The sequence below is a fragment of the Nocardia sp. NPDC050435 genome (assembly GCF_040655395.1).
GTDB lineage: Bacteria > Actinomycetota > Actinomycetes > Mycobacteriales > Mycobacteriaceae > Nocardia.
The window spans coordinates 44,839-64,248 of the sequence record NZ_JBFAJW010000002.1; the positions used below are offsets into that span (position 1 = coordinate 44,839).

General features: G+C 68.8%; 17 protein-coding genes. 7 read left to right on the forward strand and 10 right to left on the reverse strand.

All coding sequences use genetic code 11. From position 1 onward, the window contains the following. Nucleotides 1-48 precede the first annotated feature (48 nt). The gene (locus AB0I43_RS04425; RefSeq protein WP_356974600.1) at nucleotides 49-1,509 is read right to left on the reverse strand and encodes an ABC transporter substrate-binding protein; all 1,461 of its coding nucleotides are present in this window, start codon (nucleotides 1,507-1,509) and stop codon (nucleotides 49-51) included. Nucleotides 1,510-2,043: 534 nt separating this feature from the next. Between AB0I43_RS04425 and acs the strand changes: the two genes are divergently transcribed. The 4 genes from acs (at nucleotide 2,044) to AB0I43_RS04445 (ending at nucleotide 6,984) form a co-directional block, all read left to right on the forward strand. Then, nucleotides 2,044-3,999, forward strand: coding sequence for an acetate--CoA ligase (acs, locus tag AB0I43_RS04430; RefSeq protein ID WP_356974599.1), 1,956 nt, complete (start codon nucleotides 2,044-2,046; stop codon nucleotides 3,997-3,999). A gap of 264 nt (nucleotides 4,000-4,263) precedes the next feature. Next, nucleotides 4,264-5,502, forward strand: coding sequence for a Na+/H+ antiporter NhaA (gene nhaA / locus AB0I43_RS04435; RefSeq protein WP_356974598.1), 1,239 nt, complete (start codon nucleotides 4,264-4,266; stop codon nucleotides 5,500-5,502). Further along, entirely contained in the window at nucleotides 5,499-5,993 is a 495-nt protein-coding gene (locus AB0I43_RS04440) for a phage holin family protein (RefSeq protein ID WP_356974597.1), read from the forward strand. The genes nhaA and AB0I43_RS04440 overlap by 4 nt, the downstream gene beginning before the upstream one ends. A gap of 49 nt (nucleotides 5,994-6,042) precedes the next feature. Beyond that, on the forward strand, nucleotides 6,043-6,984 hold the full coding sequence (locus AB0I43_RS04445; RefSeq protein ID WP_356974596.1) for an alpha/beta hydrolase: 942 nt from the start codon (nucleotides 6,043-6,045) through the stop codon (nucleotides 6,982-6,984). On the opposite strand, the gene AB0I43_RS04450 is transcribed toward AB0I43_RS04445, so the two are convergent. From AB0I43_RS04450 to nth, 4 genes are all read right to left on the reverse strand, one after another. Further along, nucleotides 6,985-8,178, reverse strand: coding sequence for a MarP family serine protease (locus tag AB0I43_RS04450; RefSeq protein WP_356974595.1), 1,194 nt, complete (start codon nucleotides 8,176-8,178; stop codon nucleotides 6,985-6,987). Continuing rightward, nucleotides 8,175-8,879: a CoA pyrophosphatase gene (locus tag AB0I43_RS04455; protein WP_356974594.1), complete on the reverse strand. Its 705-nt coding sequence runs from the start codon at nucleotides 8,877-8,879 to the stop codon at nucleotides 8,175-8,177. The genes AB0I43_RS04450 and AB0I43_RS04455 overlap by 4 nt, the downstream gene beginning before the upstream one ends. 130 nt (nucleotides 8,880-9,009) lie before the next feature. Continuing rightward, entirely contained in the window at nucleotides 9,010-9,639 is a 630-nt protein-coding gene (locus tag AB0I43_RS04460) for a TlpA disulfide reductase family protein (RefSeq protein WP_356974593.1), read from the reverse strand. Next, on the reverse strand, nucleotides 9,636-10,418 hold the full coding sequence (gene nth / locus AB0I43_RS04465) for an endonuclease III (protein ID WP_356975240.1): 783 nt from the start codon (nucleotides 10,416-10,418) through the stop codon (nucleotides 9,636-9,638). Before nth ends, AB0I43_RS04460 begins: the two co-directional genes overlap by 4 nt. A 157-nt stretch (nucleotides 10,419-10,575) precedes the next feature. Between nth and AB0I43_RS04470 the strand changes: the two genes are divergently transcribed. Then, nucleotides 10,576-10,803, forward strand: a complete 228-nt coding sequence (locus AB0I43_RS04470; protein ID WP_356974592.1) for a hypothetical protein — start codon at nucleotides 10,576-10,578, stop codon at nucleotides 10,801-10,803. Between the two features lie 212 nt (nucleotides 10,804-11,015). Continuing rightward, complete coding sequence (locus AB0I43_RS04475) at nucleotides 11,016-11,690, forward strand: Crp/Fnr family transcriptional regulator (protein WP_019044571.1); 675 nt, start codon at nucleotides 11,016-11,018, stop codon at nucleotides 11,688-11,690. Nucleotides 11,691-11,760: 70 nt separating this feature from the next. On the opposite strand, the gene AB0I43_RS04480 is transcribed toward AB0I43_RS04475, so the two are convergent. Continuing rightward, nucleotides 11,761-12,549, reverse strand: a complete 789-nt coding sequence (locus AB0I43_RS04480; RefSeq protein ID WP_356974591.1) for an MBL fold metallo-hydrolase — start codon at nucleotides 12,547-12,549, stop codon at nucleotides 11,761-11,763. Nucleotides 12,550-12,681: 132 nt separating this feature from the next. Further along, nucleotides 12,682-13,623 carry an alpha/beta hydrolase gene (locus AB0I43_RS04485; protein WP_356974590.1) on the reverse strand — a complete coding sequence of 314 codons (942 nt, stop codon included), beginning with the start codon at nucleotides 13,621-13,623 and terminating at the stop codon, nucleotides 12,682-12,684. A 667-nt stretch (nucleotides 13,624-14,290) separates the two neighbouring features. Between AB0I43_RS04485 and AB0I43_RS04490 the strand changes: the two genes are divergently transcribed. Beyond that, nucleotides 14,291-15,019, forward strand: a complete 729-nt coding sequence (locus tag AB0I43_RS04490; protein ID WP_356974589.1) for an AfsR/SARP family transcriptional regulator — start codon at nucleotides 14,291-14,293, stop codon at nucleotides 15,017-15,019. On the opposite strand, the gene AB0I43_RS04495 is transcribed toward AB0I43_RS04490, so the two are convergent. The 3 genes from AB0I43_RS04495 to AB0I43_RS04505 are packed head-to-tail and all read right to left on the reverse strand — an operon-like array spanning nucleotide 14,967 to nucleotide 19,403. Continuing rightward, a complete protein-coding gene (locus AB0I43_RS04495; RefSeq protein WP_356974588.1) occupies nucleotides 14,967-17,009 on the reverse strand; it encodes a helix-turn-helix transcriptional regulator in 2,043 nt (680 codons plus the stop codon). The two genes, AB0I43_RS04490 and AB0I43_RS04495, sit on opposite strands and share 53 nt — an antisense overlap. A gap of 31 nt (nucleotides 17,010-17,040) precedes the next feature. Continuing rightward, entirely contained in the window at nucleotides 17,041-18,378 is a 1,338-nt protein-coding gene (locus tag AB0I43_RS04500; RefSeq protein ID WP_356974587.1) for an FAD-dependent oxidoreductase, read from the reverse strand. Nucleotides 18,379-18,389: 11 nt separating this feature from the next. After that, nucleotides 18,390-19,403 carry an AfsA-related hotdog domain-containing protein gene (locus AB0I43_RS04505; protein WP_356974586.1) on the reverse strand — a complete coding sequence of 338 codons (1,014 nt, stop codon included), beginning with the start codon at nucleotides 19,401-19,403 and terminating at the stop codon, nucleotides 18,390-18,392. Between the last annotated feature and the right edge of the window lie 7 nt (nucleotides 19,404-19,410).

Below are 19,410 nucleotides of genomic sequence, written 5' to 3' on the forward strand. Positions count from 1 at the left end.
GCTGAGAGCCGCACCCCCGGGATCGGCGGTGCGGCTCCAGCGCGACGGTTACTTCAGTTCGATGTTCTCGAAGTCGAACAGACCCGACCAGGCCAGGTTGCCGGTCTTCACCTTGTCCGAGATGCCCGCGGCGGCAATGTAATCCCACAGCGGAATGTCGGCCATGTCCTTGATCAGCAGGGCCTGCGCCTGGCCGACCAGCTTGTAGGACTCCTCTTCGCTGGAGGCGGCGAGGGCGGCGTTGAGCAGCTTGTCGAACTCCGGGTTGTTGTAGTCGACGTTGTTGGTGTCGGAGAAGCTGAAGTACTGCGAAGTGAGGAACTGCAGCATGGTCGGGTAGTCGCCCTGCCAGCCGTAGCGGAACGCCTTGTTGATGGTCTTGGCGTTCACCAGGTCACGGATCTGCTTGAAGGTCGGGAACGGGGTCGCGACCGCATCGATGCCGAGGGTGTTCTTGATGCTGTTGGTGACGGCCTCGGCCCATTCCTGGTGGCCGCCGTCGGAGTTGTAGGAGAACTCGTACTTGCCCGACCACGGGGCGATGGCGTCGGCCTGGGCCCACACCTTCTTGGCCTCGTCCGGGTTGTACTTCAGGTTCTCCACGCCGGGCAGGTTGCCGTTGAAGCCGGGCAGGGTGCTCGCGGTGAAGTCCAGGGCGGGCTTGCGGGTGCCGTGCAGGATCTTGTCGATGATCTGCTCGCGGTTGATGGCCATCGACAGCGCCTTGCGCCGCAGCACGCCTTCTTCGCCGCCGAAGTGCGGGACGTTGGTCTGGATGCCGATGTGCTGGTTCTGCGCGGTCGGCTTGGTGATCGCGCGATCGCCGAGGTCGCTCTTGTAGGTCGCCAGCGCGCTGGACGGGATGGTGTCGAGCGCGTCCAGGTTGCCCGCCTGCAGGTCGGCGTAGGCGGTGTCGAAGGACTGGTAGTGCACGAACTGCAGGCCCTTGTTCTTGGCCGGGCGTCCACCCTGGTAGTCCGGGTTCACGTCGAGATCGATCTTGACGTTGTGTTCCCACGTCTTGAACTTGTACGGGCCGTTGCCGACCGGGGCCTCACCGAAGGCCTTCATGTCCTTGAACGCGACGTCGGGCAGCGGGTAGTAGGGCGCGTAGCCCAGGCTCAGCTCGAAATCGATGGAAGGCTGGGTCAATTCGACGGTGAAGGTCTTGTCGTCGACGACCTTGAGGCCCTTCATGGTCTGGGCCTTCGGCGGATCGGCGGACACCTCGTCGAAGCCGGCGATCGAGCTGTACACGTAGCTCTGCAGCTGGGCGTTGGTGCCGAGGGCGCCGTAGTTCCAGGCGTCGACGAAGTTCTTGGCCTTGACCGTGGTGCCGTCGGTGAACTTCCAGTCCTTGATGGTGATCTTGTAGTTCTTGCGATCGCTGGTCTCGATCTTATCGGCGACTTCGTTGCGCGCCTTGCCGTCAGCGTCGTAGTACTTCAGCCCGGCGTAGAGGCGGTCGACGACGCGACCGCCCATGTTCTCGTTGGTATTGGAAGGCACCAAGGGGTTCTGGGGCTCCCCGCCGTTCACTTTGACGATGCCGGCGTCGGCACTGTCGTCCGACGAGGAACAAGCGGTCAGCCCGAGGCTTGTGGCCACCAGTGCTGCCGCGGTCAGCGCGATTGCTCTGTTGAATCTCAACGCAACTCCCGATCTCGGTGCGAGGGGACCGGTGGACACGCGCGGTCCAGCACCGTCGCGTCCCGGCCGATCCACCCAGGATGCATCGGAGGTTAACCATCCTGGACAGTCCTGTCCTGAGATCGAGCAAGGTTCGTTCCACAATTTACATATACGGCGGATTGGCTGTTACACAGAAAAGTTCGCGCGGATACGGCCCATCCACCGAAACTATGCCTCCACCCGAGGCTTTCCAAGGTACGGCGGGTCGGCTCACCTCACACCCGAGTTTCCCTGGGTGTGATCGTTCGAAACCTGGTGGACACACTCGGCGCGGCTTCCGGCCCGGTTGGCTACTGTCGGACCTGGCCGCATCGAATCGTGCGCTCAGGTTACGTGGAGAGAAGAGAAGAGATGACCGAAACCACTGCCGATCACCAGGATTCGTACCCGCCGACGCCGGAGTTCGCCGCCGCCGCCAACGCGGACGCCGCCCTCTACGCCCAGGCCGAGGCCGACCGCGACAAGTTCTGGGCCGCGCAGGCCGATCGACTGCACTGGCACCAGCGGTGGTCGCAGGTGCTGGACTGGTCGGACGCGCCGGTGGCGAAATGGTTCGTCGACGGACGCCTGAACGTCGCCTACAACTGCGTGGACCGGCACGTGCTCGCCGGGCACGGCGGCCAGGTCGCCATCCACTGGGAAGGCGAACCGGGCGACTCCCGCGACCTCACCTACAACGATCTGCTCGCGGAGGTGTCGCGGGCCGCGAACTATCTGACCGAGCTGGGGCTGGAAGCCGGCGACCGGGTCGCCATCTATATGCCGATGGTCCCCGAAGCCATCATCGCCATGCTCGCCTGTGCGCGGCTGGGCCTGACGCACTCGGTGGTCTTCGCGGGCTTCTCCCCTACCGCGCTGCGTCAGCGCGTCGACGATGCCGAGGCCCGGCTGATCATCACCACCGATGGGCAGTGGCGGCGCGGCAAAGCGGCCCCGCTCAAGGAGGCCGTCGACGAGGCGCTGTTCGCGAACGGCGATGTCCCGCACAGCGTCGAGCACGTCCTCGTGGTGCGGCGCACCGAGATCGAGGTGCCCTGGACCGACGGCCGGGACCTGTGGTGGCACGAGACCGTCGCGCAGGCCTCGCCCGAACACGAGGCGCAGCCCTTCGACGCCGAGCACCCGCTGTTCATCCTCTACACCTCCGGCACCACCGGGAAACCCAAGGGCATCCTGCACACCACCGGCGGATACCTCACCCAGGCGTCCTACACCCACCACAACGTCTTCGACCACAAGGCCGGGCACGACGTGTACTGGTGCACCGCCGACATCGGATGGGTCACCGGGCACACCTATATCGTCTACGGGCCGCTGTCGAACCGGGCCACCCAGGTGGTCTACGAGGGCACGCCCAATTTCCCGGACGAGCACCGGCACTGGAACATCGTCGAGAAGTTCAAGGTGTCCCTGTATTACACCGCGCCGACGCTGGTGCGCACGTTCATGAAGTGGGGCCGCGAGATCCCGGCCGCCCACGACCTGTCCTCGCTGCGCCTGCTCGGCTCGGTCGGCGAACCGATCAACCCCGAAGCCTGGCGCTGGTACCGGGAAGTGATCGGCGGCAACCGGACTCCGATCGTGGACACCTGGTGGCAGACCGAGACCGGGGCCATCATGATCTCCCCGCTGCCGGGCGTCACCGCCGCCAAGCCCGGCGCGGCCATGACGCCGCTGCCGGGCATCAGCGCGAAGGTCGTCGACGAAGAGGGCAAGGCCGTGCAACTCGGGGAGACCGAGGCCAACGGTTACCTCGTGCTGGACCAGCCGTGGCCGTCCATGCTGCGCGGCATCTGGGGCGACATGGACCGCTACCGCGCCACCTACTGGGAGCGGTACGCCCGGCAGGGCTGGTACTTCGCCGGCGACGGCGCGAAGCTCGACGCCGACGGGGACCTGTGGGTGCTCGGCCGCGTCGACGACGTCATGAACGTCTCCGGACACCGGATCTCCACCGCCGAGGTCGAGTCCGCGCTCGTCGGGCACTCCGGGGTCGCCGAGGCCGCCGTCGTCGGCGCGAGCGACGACACCACGGGCCAGGGCATCGTGGCGTTCGTGATCCTCACCGCCGAGGCGCAGAACACGGGCGAGGCGCTGATCGACGACCTGAAGGCCGAGGTGTCGCGCGAGATCAGTCCGATCGCCCGGCCCCGGGAGATCCACGTCGTGCCGGAGCTGCCCAAGACCCGCAGCGGGAAGATCATGCGCCGGCTGCTGCGCGACGTGGCCGAGGGGCGCGAACTGGGCGACACCTCCACTCTGGTCGACCCGAACGTCTTCGAGGCGATCCGGGCCAGCCGCGCCTGATCGCCGCGCGAAAGCGCCGAGCCCCGCCCACCATCCGGTGCGCGGGGCTCGTCTTTGCCGCGCGTTGCACCCTCGGCAGGTACGCAGCGCGGGCGGATCCGCAGGCGACGCAAGGGGCCGGCGGCCGTCAGCGGGAACCGGCGGATCCGTTAGGATTGCGTAAGGTGTGCCGGGAAGTCTGGTCGGCGTGCGGGCGGGTATCCCCAGCCGAGACGGGCGGGGATGCGGGTTCGCGGCCCAGACCACCCTGCCGGAAGGTTCCTCGTGATCAACCAAGTGCGCTCCGAGCTCACCCGGTATCTACGGACCGAGACCGTAGGTGGCGCAATCCTTCTCATCGCCGCCGCCGTCGCTTTGCTCTGGGTCAACTCGCCGTGGGGCGCGAGCTACACGACGATCGCCGAGACGGTGCTGCCGATCAAGCCGCTGCACCTGGAACTCACCGTCGCCGACTGGACCAAGGACGGCCTGCTCGCGATCTTCTTCTTCGTCGCGGGCCTGGAGGTCAAACGCGAACTCGTGGTGGGCGAGCTGGCCGACCGGAAACGCGCCGCGCTGCCGATCATCGCCGCGGTCGGCGGGGTGGTCACGCCCGCGCTGATCGCCCTGGCCGTCGGCTTCGGCGTCCCCGGCATGGACCGCGGCTGGGCCATCCCGGTGGCCACCGACATCGCCTTCGCCCTGGCCGTGCTGGCCATGACCGGCTCGCGGGTGCCGACCAGCGCGCGGGTCTTCCTGCTCAGCCTCGCCGTCGTCGACGATCTGCTGGCGATCATCCTGATCGCGGTGCTCTTCACCACCACGGTCTCGTTCCTGTGGCTGCTCGGGGCGCTGGCCGCCTGCGCCGCCTGGTGGCTGGCGCAGCGCCGGCGGCTGCGCACCCCGCTGCTCTACGTGCCGCTCGCGCTGCTCTGCTGGTATGCCCTGCACGAGGCCGGCATCCACCCCACGCTGGCCGGCGTCGCGCTGGGCCTGCTCACCCGCGTGCGGCCCGATCCCGGCGAGGACGAAGCGCCCGCCGCCCGGCTCGAACATCTGATCCAGCCGATCTCCGCGGGCCTGTGCGTGCCGCTGTTCGCGCTGTTCGCCTCCGGGGTTCCGCTGGACGGCAAGGTGTTCGGCGAGCTGTTCACCGACCGGCTGGCGCTGGCGATCATCCTCGGCCTGCTGCTCGGGAAAACCCTCGGCATCTTCGGGATCAGCTGGCTCGCAATCCGGTTCGGCGTCGCGAAACGCCCGCAAGATCTGGAGTACCGCGACATGTTCGCCCTGTCGGTGCTGGGCGCGATCGGGTTCACCGTTAGCCTGCTTGTGGCAGAGCTCGCGCTGGAGGGCAGCTCGGTCGAATTGGCGAAGGCCGCCGTGTTGGTCACCTCAATGGCGGCATCGCTTGCCGGTTCGGCGCTACTGTTGCGACGTGGGCGTGTCCACCAGGCGCGGCGCGACGCAGAAAGCACACACCCCAGGCTTGGCCGGGACATCGAAGAAGGGTCGACGAAGTGAGTTTCGCACAGGGCAACGGGAACGACGGCGCGCGCGACCGCTCCTTGACCGCAATTCCCCTGACCGACGCCAATCCGCCCGGATCGGCGAGCTTCGGCACCCTGGTCCGCGACGCCACCGAGCAGATGTCGACGCTGGTGCGCGCGGAAGTCGCCCTGGCCAAGGCCGAGGTCACCGGCGAGGTCAAGAAGGGCCTGCAGGGCAGCGTCTACTTCATCCTCGCGCTGACGGTCCTGCTGTTCAGCAGCTTCTTCTTTTTCTTCTTCCTGGGCGAACTGCTGGACGTGTGGCTGGCGCGCTGGGCGGCGTTCCTGATCGTGTTCCTGCTGATGGTCGCGACCACGGCGGTGCTGGCGCTGCTCGGCTGGTTGCGGGTGAAGAAACTGCGGGCGCCGGAGAAGACCATCGACTCGCTCAAGCAGGCCAAGACGGTCCTGCCCAGCGGATTCGGCGCGAGCGCGCACGATTCGCGCCTCTCCCTCGACAAGTAGCCGGGTCTCCGCGCACAGCACGCCTTTTCGCCCACTAGGCTTCCTCGGCGTGTCGTCGAACAACTTTCCGGACCCGTCCAGCGTCCGCTACGGCGGGCCGTGGACGCATCGGGACGTGCATGCCAACGGCATTCGCTTCCACATCGTCGAAGCCGCCGCCACCGAGGAGCGCGCGGACGCGCCGCTGGTGCTGCTGCTGCACGGCTTCGCCGATTTCTGGTGGTCCTGGCGGCATCAGCTGACCGGGCTCGCCGCGCTCGGCTACCGCGTCGCCGCGGTGGACCTGCGCGGCTACGGCGACACCGACAAACCGCCGCGCGGCTACGACGGCTGGACCCTGGCCGGCGACATCGCCGGCCTCATCCGCGCGCTCGGCCACACCGACGCCACCCTGGTCGGGCACGCCGACGGCGGCCTGGTCTGCTGGACCACCGCCGTGCTGCATCCCCGGCTGGTGCGCTCCATCGCCGTGGTCGGCTCGCCGCATCCGGCGGCGCTGAAGAGCGCGGTGCTCACCGACGGCGCGCAGCGGCGGGCCTGGCTGCCGAACTTTCTGCGCTACCAGCTCCCCCGCTATCCCGAGCACCTGCTGACCAGCGCCGACGGCTTCGAGGTGGAGCGGCTGCTGCGGCAGCGGGTGGGCGGAAACTGGTCGGGGACGACCGAATTCATCGATACCGCGCGGCGGATGCGCTCGGCCATCCAGATTCCGGGCGCGGCGCACTGCGCGCTGGAATACCAGCGCTGGGCCTTCCGCAGCCAGTGGCGCCCGGACGGCCGCCGTTTCATGGCGACCATGCGGGTGCCGATCGAGGTGCCGGTGCTGGCGCTGCGCGGCGAACTGGACGACTACGTGCTCGCCCGCACCGACCAGCGCGGGCACCGGTGGGCTCCGCACGCCCGGCACATCGGCATCGCCGGCGCCGCGCATTTCGCGCACCAGGAGAACCCGGAGGCGGTGACCTCCGAGCTCGCCGAGTTCCTGCCCTGATCAGCTCAGGACGCAGGCTCCGGTGTTGATCGGGGTGTTCGCGGCATCGGCGGCGCTGATGTCGGGCTCGATCTCCTTGAGTGTCAGCACGTATCCCATGTCGTCGTCGGTGACGGCGGCGCCGAAGACGATGCCGAGCACGCGCCCCTCGGTGTCCACCAGCGGCCCGCCGGAATTGCCCGCCCGGACCAGGCCGCGCACCGTGTAGACCTCGCGTTCCACCGTGCCGTTGCGGTAGATCGTCGGACCGGTCAGGTCCAGCGTCTCCCGGACACGGGCGGCGCTGGCGGTGTAGGGGCCGCCGCCAGGGTAGCCGAGCACGATGGCGCTCGCGCCGGACTGCGCCGGCTCCGTCGCCCGCTCCACGATCGGGGCCGTGAGCCCCGGCACCTTCAGCACCGCGACGTCACGCGAGGGATCGAACAGCACGACCGTCGCGTCCAGTGGACCGCGCGGCGTGTCCACCGCGACGCTCGTCGTACCGGCGACCACGTGCGCGTTGGTGATCACCCGCTCCTGCGCGATCACGAAACCCGAACCCTCCAGCGCCCGCTGGCAGCTCGGCGCGACACCGCGGATGCGCAGCACGCTCGGCTGCAGGTCGGCCGCGACCGGACTGGCCAGCACACTGGGATCCGGCACGGCGACCGGCGCTTTCGGCGCGCGGCCGAAGGGCCCGATGACATCCGGCAGCCCGGAGGTATTGAGCAGCTTGGAGAACTCGTTCGGAACCTTGCGCAGCCAGTTCGGCGAGACCTCGTTGACCTCGGCGAGCACGCGGGAACCGTTGATGGCGGTCGCGATCGCGGGTTGGGAGGCGGTAGCCAGCGGCAGCGCCAGCAGCCATGCGGTGACCAGCACGGCCACCGCCTGCAACAGCGCGCCGACGGCGCTGTCCACGCTGCGCGTGACGGTATTGCGCATGCCGCCCCGCGCCGCACGGCCGAGCACCATGCCCGCGACCTCGCCGACGATCACCAGCAGCACGATCAGCAGCACGCCGGTCAGCACGCGGGTGCGGCCCTCGTCGACGTGTTTCAGGATGTGCGGCGCGATCAGGATGCCGGCGACCGCGCCGAGCACCACACCGAGGAATGCCAGCGCGGAGGCGACCGCGCCCTGCCGCCAGCCCGAGGAGGCGGCGAGCAGCGCGAGCAGCACGACGGCGATGTCGAGCCACACCGAAGACGTCATAACGTCATCCCCAAAGCGGCCAGCTCCTCTTCGAGATCACGCACATCATTCTGGTCCCAATCCAATTCCCAACCGGCGTTTTTGAAAATGCCGTGCAAGATGCCACCGGTCAGGCCCCACACCAGCATCCCGTCCACCACGAACGCGGGACTCTGATACCCCGTGCGGCGCACCATGAAACGGTTGGCCGGGTCGAGCAGCTCCGAGAGCGGCACCCGCACCACCCGCTCGGTCTCGCCGGTGTTCACCACGCGGACCTCGGCCGGGTTGCGCCAGTAGCCGAGCACCGGCGTCACATCGAACCGGGAGGGCGGTACGAACAGCTTCGGCAGCACGGCCAGCGGCTGCACGTCCTCGCGCCGCACGCCGGTCTCCTCGCAGGCCTCGCGCAGGGCGGTGTCGATCGGGCCCTGATCGCCCGGGTCCACCGCGCCGCCGGGGAAGGCGACCTGGCCGCGATGCTGGCGCAGGGTGGTGGCCCGCTGGGTCAGCAGGACGTCGGCGTCCTCGGGCAGCGCGCGGGGGCCGGCCTCGGCCGCGCCGCTGAACAACACCAGGACCGCGGCCTGGCGCGGTTCCTTCACCATGCTCATGGCCCGCCGCATGGCGCGCGCCAGCGACAGGGTGTCGGTGGCGTCGGCGTCCGCGGTCTCGATCGCGGGCCGTAGCCAGGCCGGGGCGTTGTCCGGCTCGAGGTTCATCTGCGGACTCCGGTGCTCCTGCGCAACCCAACCTCCGTCGCCGATGTTCGCATCCGCCGCAGTTGCTGCGAGATACCTTGCGCTGTAAACCATCTCATGCCGGTGCCGGAGCCCGCAGCGATCACCGCCGTCATGCCCGCACTCCGAGCTCCGCCGCGACGGTGTCGGCGATGTCCTCGACGCCGGTGAACGGGCGCACCACCACCTTCGCGACGGACCCGTCGGCCCGGACCAGCACCGAGACCGGCAGCACCGCCGGGGCGCCGACGGCGGCGCGCAGCCGCGAGCCCGCGTCCAGTACGCCGGGCAGGGTGATGCGCAGGTCGCGCAGCAGCGCCAGCGCCGCGCCGGCCTCGGGATCACTGTGCACCGTGAGCACGGTCAGCGCGGGGCCGGCCCGCTGCGCGTACTGCTGCAGATCCGGCAGCTCCTGCTTGCACGGGCCGCACCAGTAGGCCCAGAGATTGAGCAGGGCGGGTTTGCCCGCGAGCGCCGCGGCCAGGTCGACCGGTTCGCCGTCGGCCAGGCATTCCAGGGTGAGCCCGGCGAGCGGACCGGTAGCCGCGGCCCCCGGCGCGGGGCGCGGGCAGGCCGCGAGGCCGGCGGCCGCGCGCTCGGCGGCCGAGATCTGGGCGGCCGGGCGCGTGCGTTGGTCGGGGGTGGTGGCGGCGTCCTCGCGTGGCCAGAGCGCGACGGCGAGCGCCACCACCGTGATCAGGCCCGCCAGCGCCCAGCGCACCGCGACCGGAACCTGTCTCACAGGCCGGCCATCCGGAGCAGATGCTCCCGCTCAGGTCCCTTCACCAGCTTGGCGGCGGCCTCGGGCTCGGTCGGGCCCGTGCCGTAGGACGGGCAGTCGGCGGCCAGCACGCAGGCGCCGCAGGCGGGCTTACGGGCATGGCAGACCCGGCGACCGTGGAAGATCACCCGGTGCGAGAGCATCGTCCAGTCCTTCCGCTCGATCAGCGCGCCGATGATGTGCTCGACCTTGACCGGATCTTCCTCGGCGGTCCAGCCCCAGCGCCGCACCAGCCGGCCGAAGTGGGTGTCGACGGTGATGCCCGGAACCCCGAACGCGTTGCCCAGAATGACGTTGGCGGTCTTGCGGCCAATGCCGGGCAACTTCACCAATTCTTCGAGAGTGTGAGGTAACTCACCATCATGATCGGCCAGCAGGGCCTGGCCGAGTCCGATCAGGGAACTGGTCTTGTTCCGGAAGAAACCCGTCGGGCGGATGTATTCCTCCAGCTCCGCGCGGTTCGCCTCGGCATAGGCGCGAGCGTCCGGATACTTCGCGAACAGGGCCGGCGTCGTCAGATTCACCCGCTCGTCGGTGCATTGCGCGGAAAGTATTGTCGCCACCGCCAATTCGAGGGGCGTGGTGAAATCCAGCTCACAATGCGCGTCGGGGAACGCCTCGGCCAGGGTGCGGTTCATCCGGCGCGCCCGGCGGACCAGCCCGAGCTGAGTTTCCGCCTGTCGGGACCGGGTTTTCCGCTTCGGCGCGGCCGGCCCGGAGGGCGCCGCGCCGACCGCCACGGCATCCGGCGACGACCCGTTGACGGCGGCTGTGGAGGGGGTGACACACACCCGTCCACCATACGGAACCGCCGAGCGACGGTGCCCGGTCAGTTCTGCTCCCGTGTTCCATCTGAGACCTAGACCGTGTTTACTTCCCGGTATGCAAGGACTCGCTGTGGTGCTCTTCCCAGTGGCGTTGATGCTGTTCGCCCTGGTGATGGAGCGGGTCGAGAATCGGCTCCGCAAACTTCTGGAACCCGACCCGGAGGTTCAGCAGTACCTGGACAAAGCAAGCAACGCCGAGGTCACAGAGCTGACCAAGCTCGGACTGCCCGCCGCGGTGGCCCGGATGCGCAAGCGCCGGACCCGCAGTGAAGAATTGGACGTCGCCCGCGCCAGTTGAGGCCCGGGCATGTCCTACTAAACGCTTTATCCGTCCGCAATAACCGCAGGGCAGTGCTCCTCCGTAGCGATCGCTTGCGGGTCGCTCGAAACGATCAGCAATGCACTCTTTACGTGGTGTCTGTCACTACCGTTCAGTAAAGCCGCGTAGACTGCGCTGTTGGCCGATCGCATCGGTCCAGGACAGAGCCATTTCCCATAAGGAGCACATTCGTGGACGAGGCCCTCGCCAGAGCAGGCATCTTCCAAGGCGTTGAGCCCACCGCGGTGGCCGCTCTCGCCAAGCAGCTGCAGCCCGTGGATTTTCCACGCGGCCACGTCATCTTCAATGAGGGTGAGCCCGGCGATCGGCTGTACATCATCACGTCCGGCAAGGTGAAGATCGGCCGCCGGTCGCCCGACGGCCGGGAGAACCTGCTGACCATCATGGGCCCGTCCGACATGTTCGGCGAGCTCTCGATCTTCGACCCGGGCCCGCGTACCTCCACCGCCACCACGGTGACCGAGGTACGCGCCGTCACGATGGACCGGGACGCGCTCAAGGCGTGGATCGATCAGCGTCCGGAGATCGCCGAGCAGCTGCTGCGCGTGCTCGCCCGGCGCCTGCGCCGCACCAACAACAACCTGGCCGACCTCATCTTCACCGATGTGCCCGGTCGCGTCGCCAAGGCGCTGCTGCAGCTCGCGCAGCGCTTCGGCACCCAGGAGGCCGGCGCGCTGCGGGTCACCCACGACCTGACCCAGGAGGAGATCGCCCAGCTGGTCGGCGCGTCTCGCGAGACCGTGAACAAGGCCCTGGCCGACTTCGCGCACCGCGGCTGGCTCCGCCTCGAGGGCAAGAGCGTGCTCATCTCCGACTCCGAGCGGCTGGCGCGCCGCGCGCGCTGACGCCCGGCAGCGAATTCCATACCGCGAAGCCCGCCGATCCGTTCCGACGGACCGGCGGGCTTCGGTGTGCTCAGTCGTGGATGCGCAGGTATTCCAGCTGGGCCTGCACCGAGCTGCGGGCCGCGAGCCAGAGCCGCTTGTCGACGTCGGCGTAGACCTTGCGGACCACCGCCATCGCGCCCGCGTCCGGGCCGAGCTCGCGCAGCGCCGCGCGCACCTGATCGAGTCGTTCCAGCCGGTGCTTGATGTAGTACCGCGCCACCGGTTCCAGATCCGGATGGTCGGGGCCGTGCGCCGGCAGCAGCGCCTTGCCCGCCCCGGCCGCGAGCAGCCGGTCCATCGAGGCCAGGTAGTCGGCGAGGGTGCCGTCGGTGGAATCCAGCACGGTGGTGCCGCTGCCGAGGATGGTGTCGCCGGTGAGCACCGCGTCGTCGAGCACGAAACTCACCGAATCGCCGGTGTGCCCCGGTGTTGCCAGCACCTCGACGCGCAGCCCGGCCGCCTCGATCACCTCGCCGTCGGCCAGCGGCGTGTCCGAGCCGCGCAGGAATTCGCGGTCGACGGCGCGCACGGGCGTCCCGGTGAGTTTCACCAGCCGGTCGATCCCGCCGGTGTGGTCGTGGTGCCGGTGGGTGATGACAGTCAGTGCGATATTGCCGCCGGTGCAGCGCGCGATCGCCTCGCTGTGCGCCTTGTCCTTCGGGCCCGGATCGACGACAACGTACTCCGGGGAATCCGGCGCGCGCAGCAGCCAGGTGTTGGTTCCCTCGAGCGTCATCTGGCCGGGATTCTCCGCGAGCAGCACCGCGGCGGTCGCGGTGACCTGTCGTAGCTGCCCGTACGCGGGATGTGTCAGCACTCCCCCGCCTCTCCGCGACACTCAGGCCGGGCTGAGCGCCGCATCAGCTAGCGTCGGCGGCCGGCGGTCGTGTCCGCAGCCGGTTCTGGGTATACCCGGCGAGTTACCCACGTGCACTGCGAATCGTAGCGGTTACGCCGTGCCGAACACGTCTCGCAGATGCGCGCAGACCTGCGCGACGGCCTGGCGGGTCGCGTCCGCGTCCACGGTGAAGAAGCCGTGCATGGTGCCGTCGTAGCGGCGGGCGGTGACCGGTACCCCCGCCGCGGCCAGCACGCGGGCGTACTCCTCGCCTTCGTCGCGCAGCGGGTCGTATTCGGCCGTGAGCACGAGGGCGGGCGGCAGTCCCGTATGGTCGGCGGCCAGCAGCGGCGAAGCGAGCGGGTTCGCCCCGTCCGCCGGACGAGCCAGATAGTTGTTCCAGTACCACCCGACGGTGGACCGATTGAAGAAGACGGGATCGGCGTAGTCCGCCATCGACCCGCCGCTTCGCCCGTAGTGCGTATTCGGGTAGACCAGCACCTGCGTCGTGATCGCCGGGCCGCCCTGCTCGCGCAGCAGCAGGCAGACGGCCGCCGCGAGGTTCCCGCCCGCGCTGTCGCCCGCGACGGCCAAGCGATCCGGGTCGCCGCCGAAGCCCCCGGCATGGGCCGCCACCCAGCGCAGGCCCGTGGCGCAATCGTGCACGGCGGCGGGGAATTTGGCTTCGGGGGCGAGCCGGTAACCGACCTGCACCGTCACGCAGTCGGCCGCGTTGGTCAGCCGGCGGCAGATCGCGTCGCCGCTGTCGAGGTTGCCGAGCGTCCAGCCGCCTCCGTAGTAGTAGACCAGGACCGGCCGGGACGCGGTGGACGCGCTGTCGGGCCGGTAGACCCGGATCGGCAGCCGGCGATCGTCGGGGCCGGCGATCACGGCGTTCGTCACGCTGCGCACCGGCTCCGGCCGGCCGCGAGCGGCCCGGACAGCCGTCGATTCGGCGGTTCGGGCCTGTGCGACCGTGAGCTCACGCAGTGCCGCGGGCTTTTCCGCGATCCACGGTTCGCGCAATGGCGGCACGTGTGGGTGAAGCGGCACGTGATCCTCCTCGATTGTGCCGAAAGCCATTGTTCAGCTGTTTATTTCGGCCTTCTCCATACCAACGTTGCCGCTCCGGGGTGTGCGAGGCAACCCCTATACGGCACCCCGAGGCCCGCCCCCGCCGACGATCGGCGTTCGAAGGTGTTGCCGTGCAACAGATCCGGGGACGAGGGACGGCGTCGCTCGGGGCGCACCCCCGCGAGCGGCCGCCGACCAGTACTTATAGCGGAAAATGTTCCTAAATAACCCTGCATGCGAGTTGTGCCAAGCGTCCAAACCGATTGTGGTTCATGACTTCTCGCATTGCGGCAGTTGCCGCCGGTGGCCGCCCAGCAGCTTCACCTGGATATGATGTGCATCACATCACTTATCGGATTCCCGTATTCGCGAGGCACTGAACAGGAGTGTTCGCCGGTTCATCCGAGCGCGATTCGCAGCGGTCGCGCGGCTCGGGCCGAATCAAAGATTCTGCTATATGCTCGCTTTCGGGGGTGGCTGGAGACAGTTGCGAAGGCCCGCTCGAACCGAGCGGTCATTCGCATGGTCGGCGTACGCCTCATTATTTTCGATCGATTGGTACGGGGGCGTCATAGCCATCATGGAGTTCTCAATCCTGGGTCAACTGAGAGTAAGTGCCGAAGGCAACGATCTCGCCCTCGGTGGAATGACGCAGCGAGCGGTGCTGGGCTATTTACTTTTGAATGCCAACCAGGTCGTGCCGACCAGTCGATTACAAGAGGTGCTCTGGCAGGGTGAACCGCCGTCGACGGCGCGCAAGATCATCCAGAACTCGGTCTGGGCGATCCGCCGCATGATCGCCGACCAAGCCGACGCGACGGTGGCCCTGATGACTCGCGCCCCTGGATATCTCTTCTGGATCTCCCTGGAATCACTGGATCTGCACCAGTTCCGGCAACTGGCACTGCGGGGCCGCGGCGCGATCGGCGCCGGGAATCTCGAGGAAGGGATCGATCTCCTGCGCCGGGCGCTGGCGCTGTGGGCCGGAAACGCCTTGGAGGATCTGGGCGAGTCCCATTCCCGCTGGTCGGAGATCGTGGCGATCGAGGACGAGCGCATGGCCGTCTACGAAGACTGCTTCGACGCGGCCCTGGCCTGCGGCCGGCATCGAGAACTCACGCCCGAGCTGGAGGTGCTGACCGGTGCCGAGCCGCTGCGCGAAAACCTGTGCCGGCAATACATGCTCGCGCTGTACCGATCCGGGCGGCAGGTCGACGCACTCAACGTCTTCCGCCGCACCCGGGACGCGCTGGTGCACACCGTCGGCATCGAACCCGGCCACGAGCTGCAGGAACTGCACCGGCTCATCCTGCGCCAGGACCCTACGCTGCTGGGTCAGCTGGACGGGGATTCGGCGGGGCGGACGCGGCGATAGCCGGTTGCGCGCGCCGCAGCGCAAAGCGCAACTCCGATCGCCGTGCCACGTTCAATTTTCGATAAGCGCGGGTCAGATGCTGTTCCACGGTACTGATGGTCACCCCCAGCGTGTCCGCGATATCGCGATTGCGCGCGCCGTCGGCGGCCAGGCGCGCGACCCGCAGTTCGGCGGGGCTCAACGACGACGGCGCGGCCGCGACGGAGTCACCCTCCAGCGCCGTCGGCCGGTGCGGCTCCACATAGTGCCGGGCCGCGCCACATTCCCGGGTCATCCGGGCCACCTGGCGACCCAGGGTGCGGGACCGCTGCGGCGGCTCCGCTCCGGGCGGCTCGACCTCGCGATACGCCTCGGCCAGCGCCGCGAGCACCCGGGCGATTTCCAGCTTGTCGCCGGAAGCTCTGGCGATGGACTCGGATTCGCGCAGCAGCTCCAGCCGTCGCCGTCGATCCCGGGCCGCCGCCAGGAGCCGCAGCGACACCCCGCCGGTCGGATGGGCGTCCGCCCTGGTGAGGCGCGCCAGATGCGCGGACGCGAAGTATTTGGCGCGGTCCGGCTCGCCGCGTCGTAGGTAGGCCTCGGCCAGGTCATTGCGCCACGGCACCAGGCCCGGCAGGTCGATGCCCCACCGCCGCATCAGGGCGCCGCAGGTCCAGAAGTCCGCGATGGCCTCCTCGACGCGGCCGTCCGCCAGCGCCAGATGGCCGCGGGCGTGCAGGTAGCGCAGCCCGAACCGGGAGCGGAACAACGAATCCGGCACCGCGCGGCCCAGCTGGGTTTCGGCTTCCGCGAGCCGGCCCGCCGCCGTGAGGGTGGACACCAGGATCGCGATGGGGCCGCCCACCATCGTGCCGAGGTTCTTGGCCGGGATCTGATTCAGTGCCAGCGTGGCCAACCGCTCGGCGGCCGCCAGATCGCCCTGCCGCAGCGCGATCTCCGCGCGCAGCCCGGCGAAAATCGCCTTCCAGGCGGGCCCCTGGCGCGCCTTGGCCTCCGCGAGCAGGACATCGCACCACGAGGCCGCGGCGGGCAGCCGGTCCAGCAGAATCAGGGTTTCCACCGCCACGGTCAGCGCGTCGACGGTGGCCGAGCTGAGCCGGTGGCCGTCCAGGATCCGTTGCGCACCGGCGGCGACCTCGGCGGGGTCGGCGCCGGTCACGATGCCGGACAGGACCGTAGCCGCCAGCCCCGGCGCCGATCGCGTGTCGGCGGCACGGGACGCATCGGTCCCGCCGCCGGCCGTGCGGGGCGGCCGGGCCAGGTCCGGATACGAATACGCCAGCCAGGCCTGCAGGAAGTCCACCTCGTCGGTCCCGGTGGGCGCGTTCGTCTCCGGCGCCACGGCGAGCAGGGTCAACGCGTGGTCAGCGTCTTCGAGGCAGCCGTGCCACAGGTGGTAGCGGATGACACGCGGCAGCGTCCGCCGATCGAGCAGCCCGGTGCGCGCGGCCGCGGTGACGCGGGTGAAGTTGCGGGTCGCCGTCGACGGATTCACCTGCCACTCGATGGCCGCCGACTGGGCCGAGATCGCGGCCCGGTCGGCGGCGCGCGGCGTGACCCGGTAAGCGAGCTCGAGGTACTGCAGCGCGGTGTCCACCTGGTCGTCACGTCGCGCCTGCTCGGCCGCGTCGCGCAAGACGACGGTGGCCCAGGCGAATTGGGCGTAACCCGCGCCGAGCAGCAGGTCGGCCACCACGGCGGCCGGTGCCCGATGCTCGTACAACAGTCCCGCCGCGCGGTGGAAGAGTATCCGGCGGACGTCGTAGGACATGTCCCGCAGCAGGCGCCGCCGAATCGTGGGCAGGCACAGGCGCGCGCCCTCGACCAATCCGTCCTCGGTCAGCTGCTCCAGCACCGCCTGGACCCACACGGTATCGGTCTTCAGCAGCACCGCTACCCGCTCGGTGGTGCTCTCGTCCCCGAGCACCGCGATCGCCTCCGCGACCCGCCGTTCGGAATTCGAGGCGTGCCCGGACGCGATTCGAACCACTCCAGCCCCCATGAGTACATCCAGAATTCATTCAGCCGTTATGGGAATGCGGTTCGACCCCGGACAATAGTCGCCGCGCTGCCGCGGAACCGGAGCGCGCACACGCTTCCAATGGCGCACCGAGCATGTAATCTCCGGCCAATTCGAGACCGGCGAGACTGTGCACCTGTGAATTTACCTGTGACAGAAAGTCACCATGAAATGGCAGATAGCCACAATAGGCGTAATCCCATTGCTGGGTGACCATCCGCACCCGATCGATTTTGCCGACGCCCAGCATCTCCTGAATCCGCGCCTCGGCGTCGTCGATCCACTCCGCCAACTGATCGGCCGACGGTAGCGGCCGCGCCGCCCGCCCACTGAAGGTGTAGCGCACCACATTGAGATCGTTGACGCCGTAGACCCCCGCGTTGCTGCACGGGCCGTTGTCGAGGGCGATGGCGCGAATGGCCGGGCTGAAGACCGGGCGCTCGTATTCGACCACCGCGACGGTCGCGGGGAAATAGTTGACGCTCGCCAGAACGCCACTCAGTTTCGGCAGCTCGGACTTGACGATGTCCGCGGCAGCGTAGGCCGGGACGGCCAGCACGACGCCGTCGTAGTCCTGCTCGACCGGCGGGCCGTCCGGCGTCACCACGCGCAGTCCGGTCACCCGTCCGTGCCGCACCACCAGCCCGTCGACGCGCGAATTCAGCCGCACCGCAACCCGTTTCGCCAGCGCTTCGAACGCGGGCTCGATCCCGTGGGTCAGCTGGTCGTAGTTGTCCAGCATCATCGCGAGGTTGGTGCCGAAGGTACCGAGGTAGACCTCGTCGGGTTCGGCGCCGTTCATGCGCACGGTCATCGGGCGGAACAGATTCTGGGTCAGATCCGGCCCGAAGTGCTCGCTCAGCGGGAGGTGATCGCTCTTGGCGGCGATCTTGGTGAAGGTCGCCGAGCCCAGGAACCGGTTGTCCACATTGCTTTTCACGCGAGTGCCCAGGTAGAGCAGCTTGCCCACGTCTTTGCGGGACCCGATCCGCCCCAGGCTCTTGCGCATCTCACTGAACAGATGCTGACTGTCCAGCGTGGTGAGCTTCCCGTCGATCATCCGGGAGGTGTTGATGCCGAACGGCTCGTACAGGTGCACGCCCAGCTCCGCCAGCAGGGTACGCAGGGTCGAGTAGTTGTGGCCGATGTTCTTGCCGCCCATCATGACCGGGCGTTCGCCGAGGCGGTCGATGCCGCATCGGCCGCCCAGCGTGCCGGTGCCCTCGAGCAGGTCGACCCGGTAGCCGGCCTGCTCGAGCCGGCACGCCGCGGCGATGCCGGATATACCGCCGCCGACCACGGCGACCTGCTTACCGATCGTGTGTGCTGAGGATTCCACTGGTCCGTCTCCTAGACGTAGAGGGCAGGGGCGTGCGGATAGGGCGCCAGTTCGATGCGGGCGTGGCCGATCTGCTCGTCGAACTGGTACAGCGCCAGCTCCGCGAAGTACTCGCCGAGATCGGCGTCCGCCGTGGCGGCGGTGACGGTGCAGTCCAGCCGCGAGTCGAGTTCGGCGAAATCAGTGAATTCGGCCTCGATGCCGACGATCGCCGCCGCCTCGGCCGCCAGCGATCCGCTGCCCACGGCGGCGAAGACCGCCGCCTGGCGGAACGCTTCGATCAGCAGCGGGCCGGGCACATGGTCGTATTCGTGATCGAAGAACGACGGGTGCGCCGGGTTCGCGACGATCGGAAACCGCCACCCCGCCCCGTCGGGCAGCGCGACCGCCGAACCCAGCACCACGTTGCGCGGATCGCGGCGGCCCACCAGCACCGGATCCAGCGGGGTCAGGCCGACGGGCAGCCCGAACTCGGTGGATTGCAGCGAACGCCGGTAGCTGCGCAATTCGTCGTAGGCCTCGGCGGGGAAGGCGATTCCGCCACCGGTGAGGGTCATCGCCAGTGCGCCGCCGATGGTCACCGTGGTGTCGAAGGACGTATCGGTGAAGTAGCCGCGACTGGCCGAGGCACCGTCCGCGCGCGCCCGCACGATTCCTTCCAGCGGCGAGCGTTCGGTGTCGCGGAAGGCGCTGAGGTCTTCCACGCAGATCGACAAGCGCTGCAGGCTCACCGGAGTGTTCGGCGGCACGCGCAGATAGCGGTGCCCGATCACGATGAGGGCCTGGCGCACCGCTTCCACCACCGAGAGCGGATCGTGGAAGCGGGCCACCCGGTCGAACCACAGCGAATGGGCTCGCGGCAGCTGGATCGCGGCCAGGTACTCGTCCGGCCCGGCGGCCGCGGTGTCGGCGACGAACACCTCACCCAGCGCCCGGCGGTGCGCCAGCCCGCAGGGCACGGTCTGCTCGAACCGCAGCTCCGTGGAGGGGGATTCGGCGGCCGGCGGTATCTCTTCGATCGTCATCTCGTCC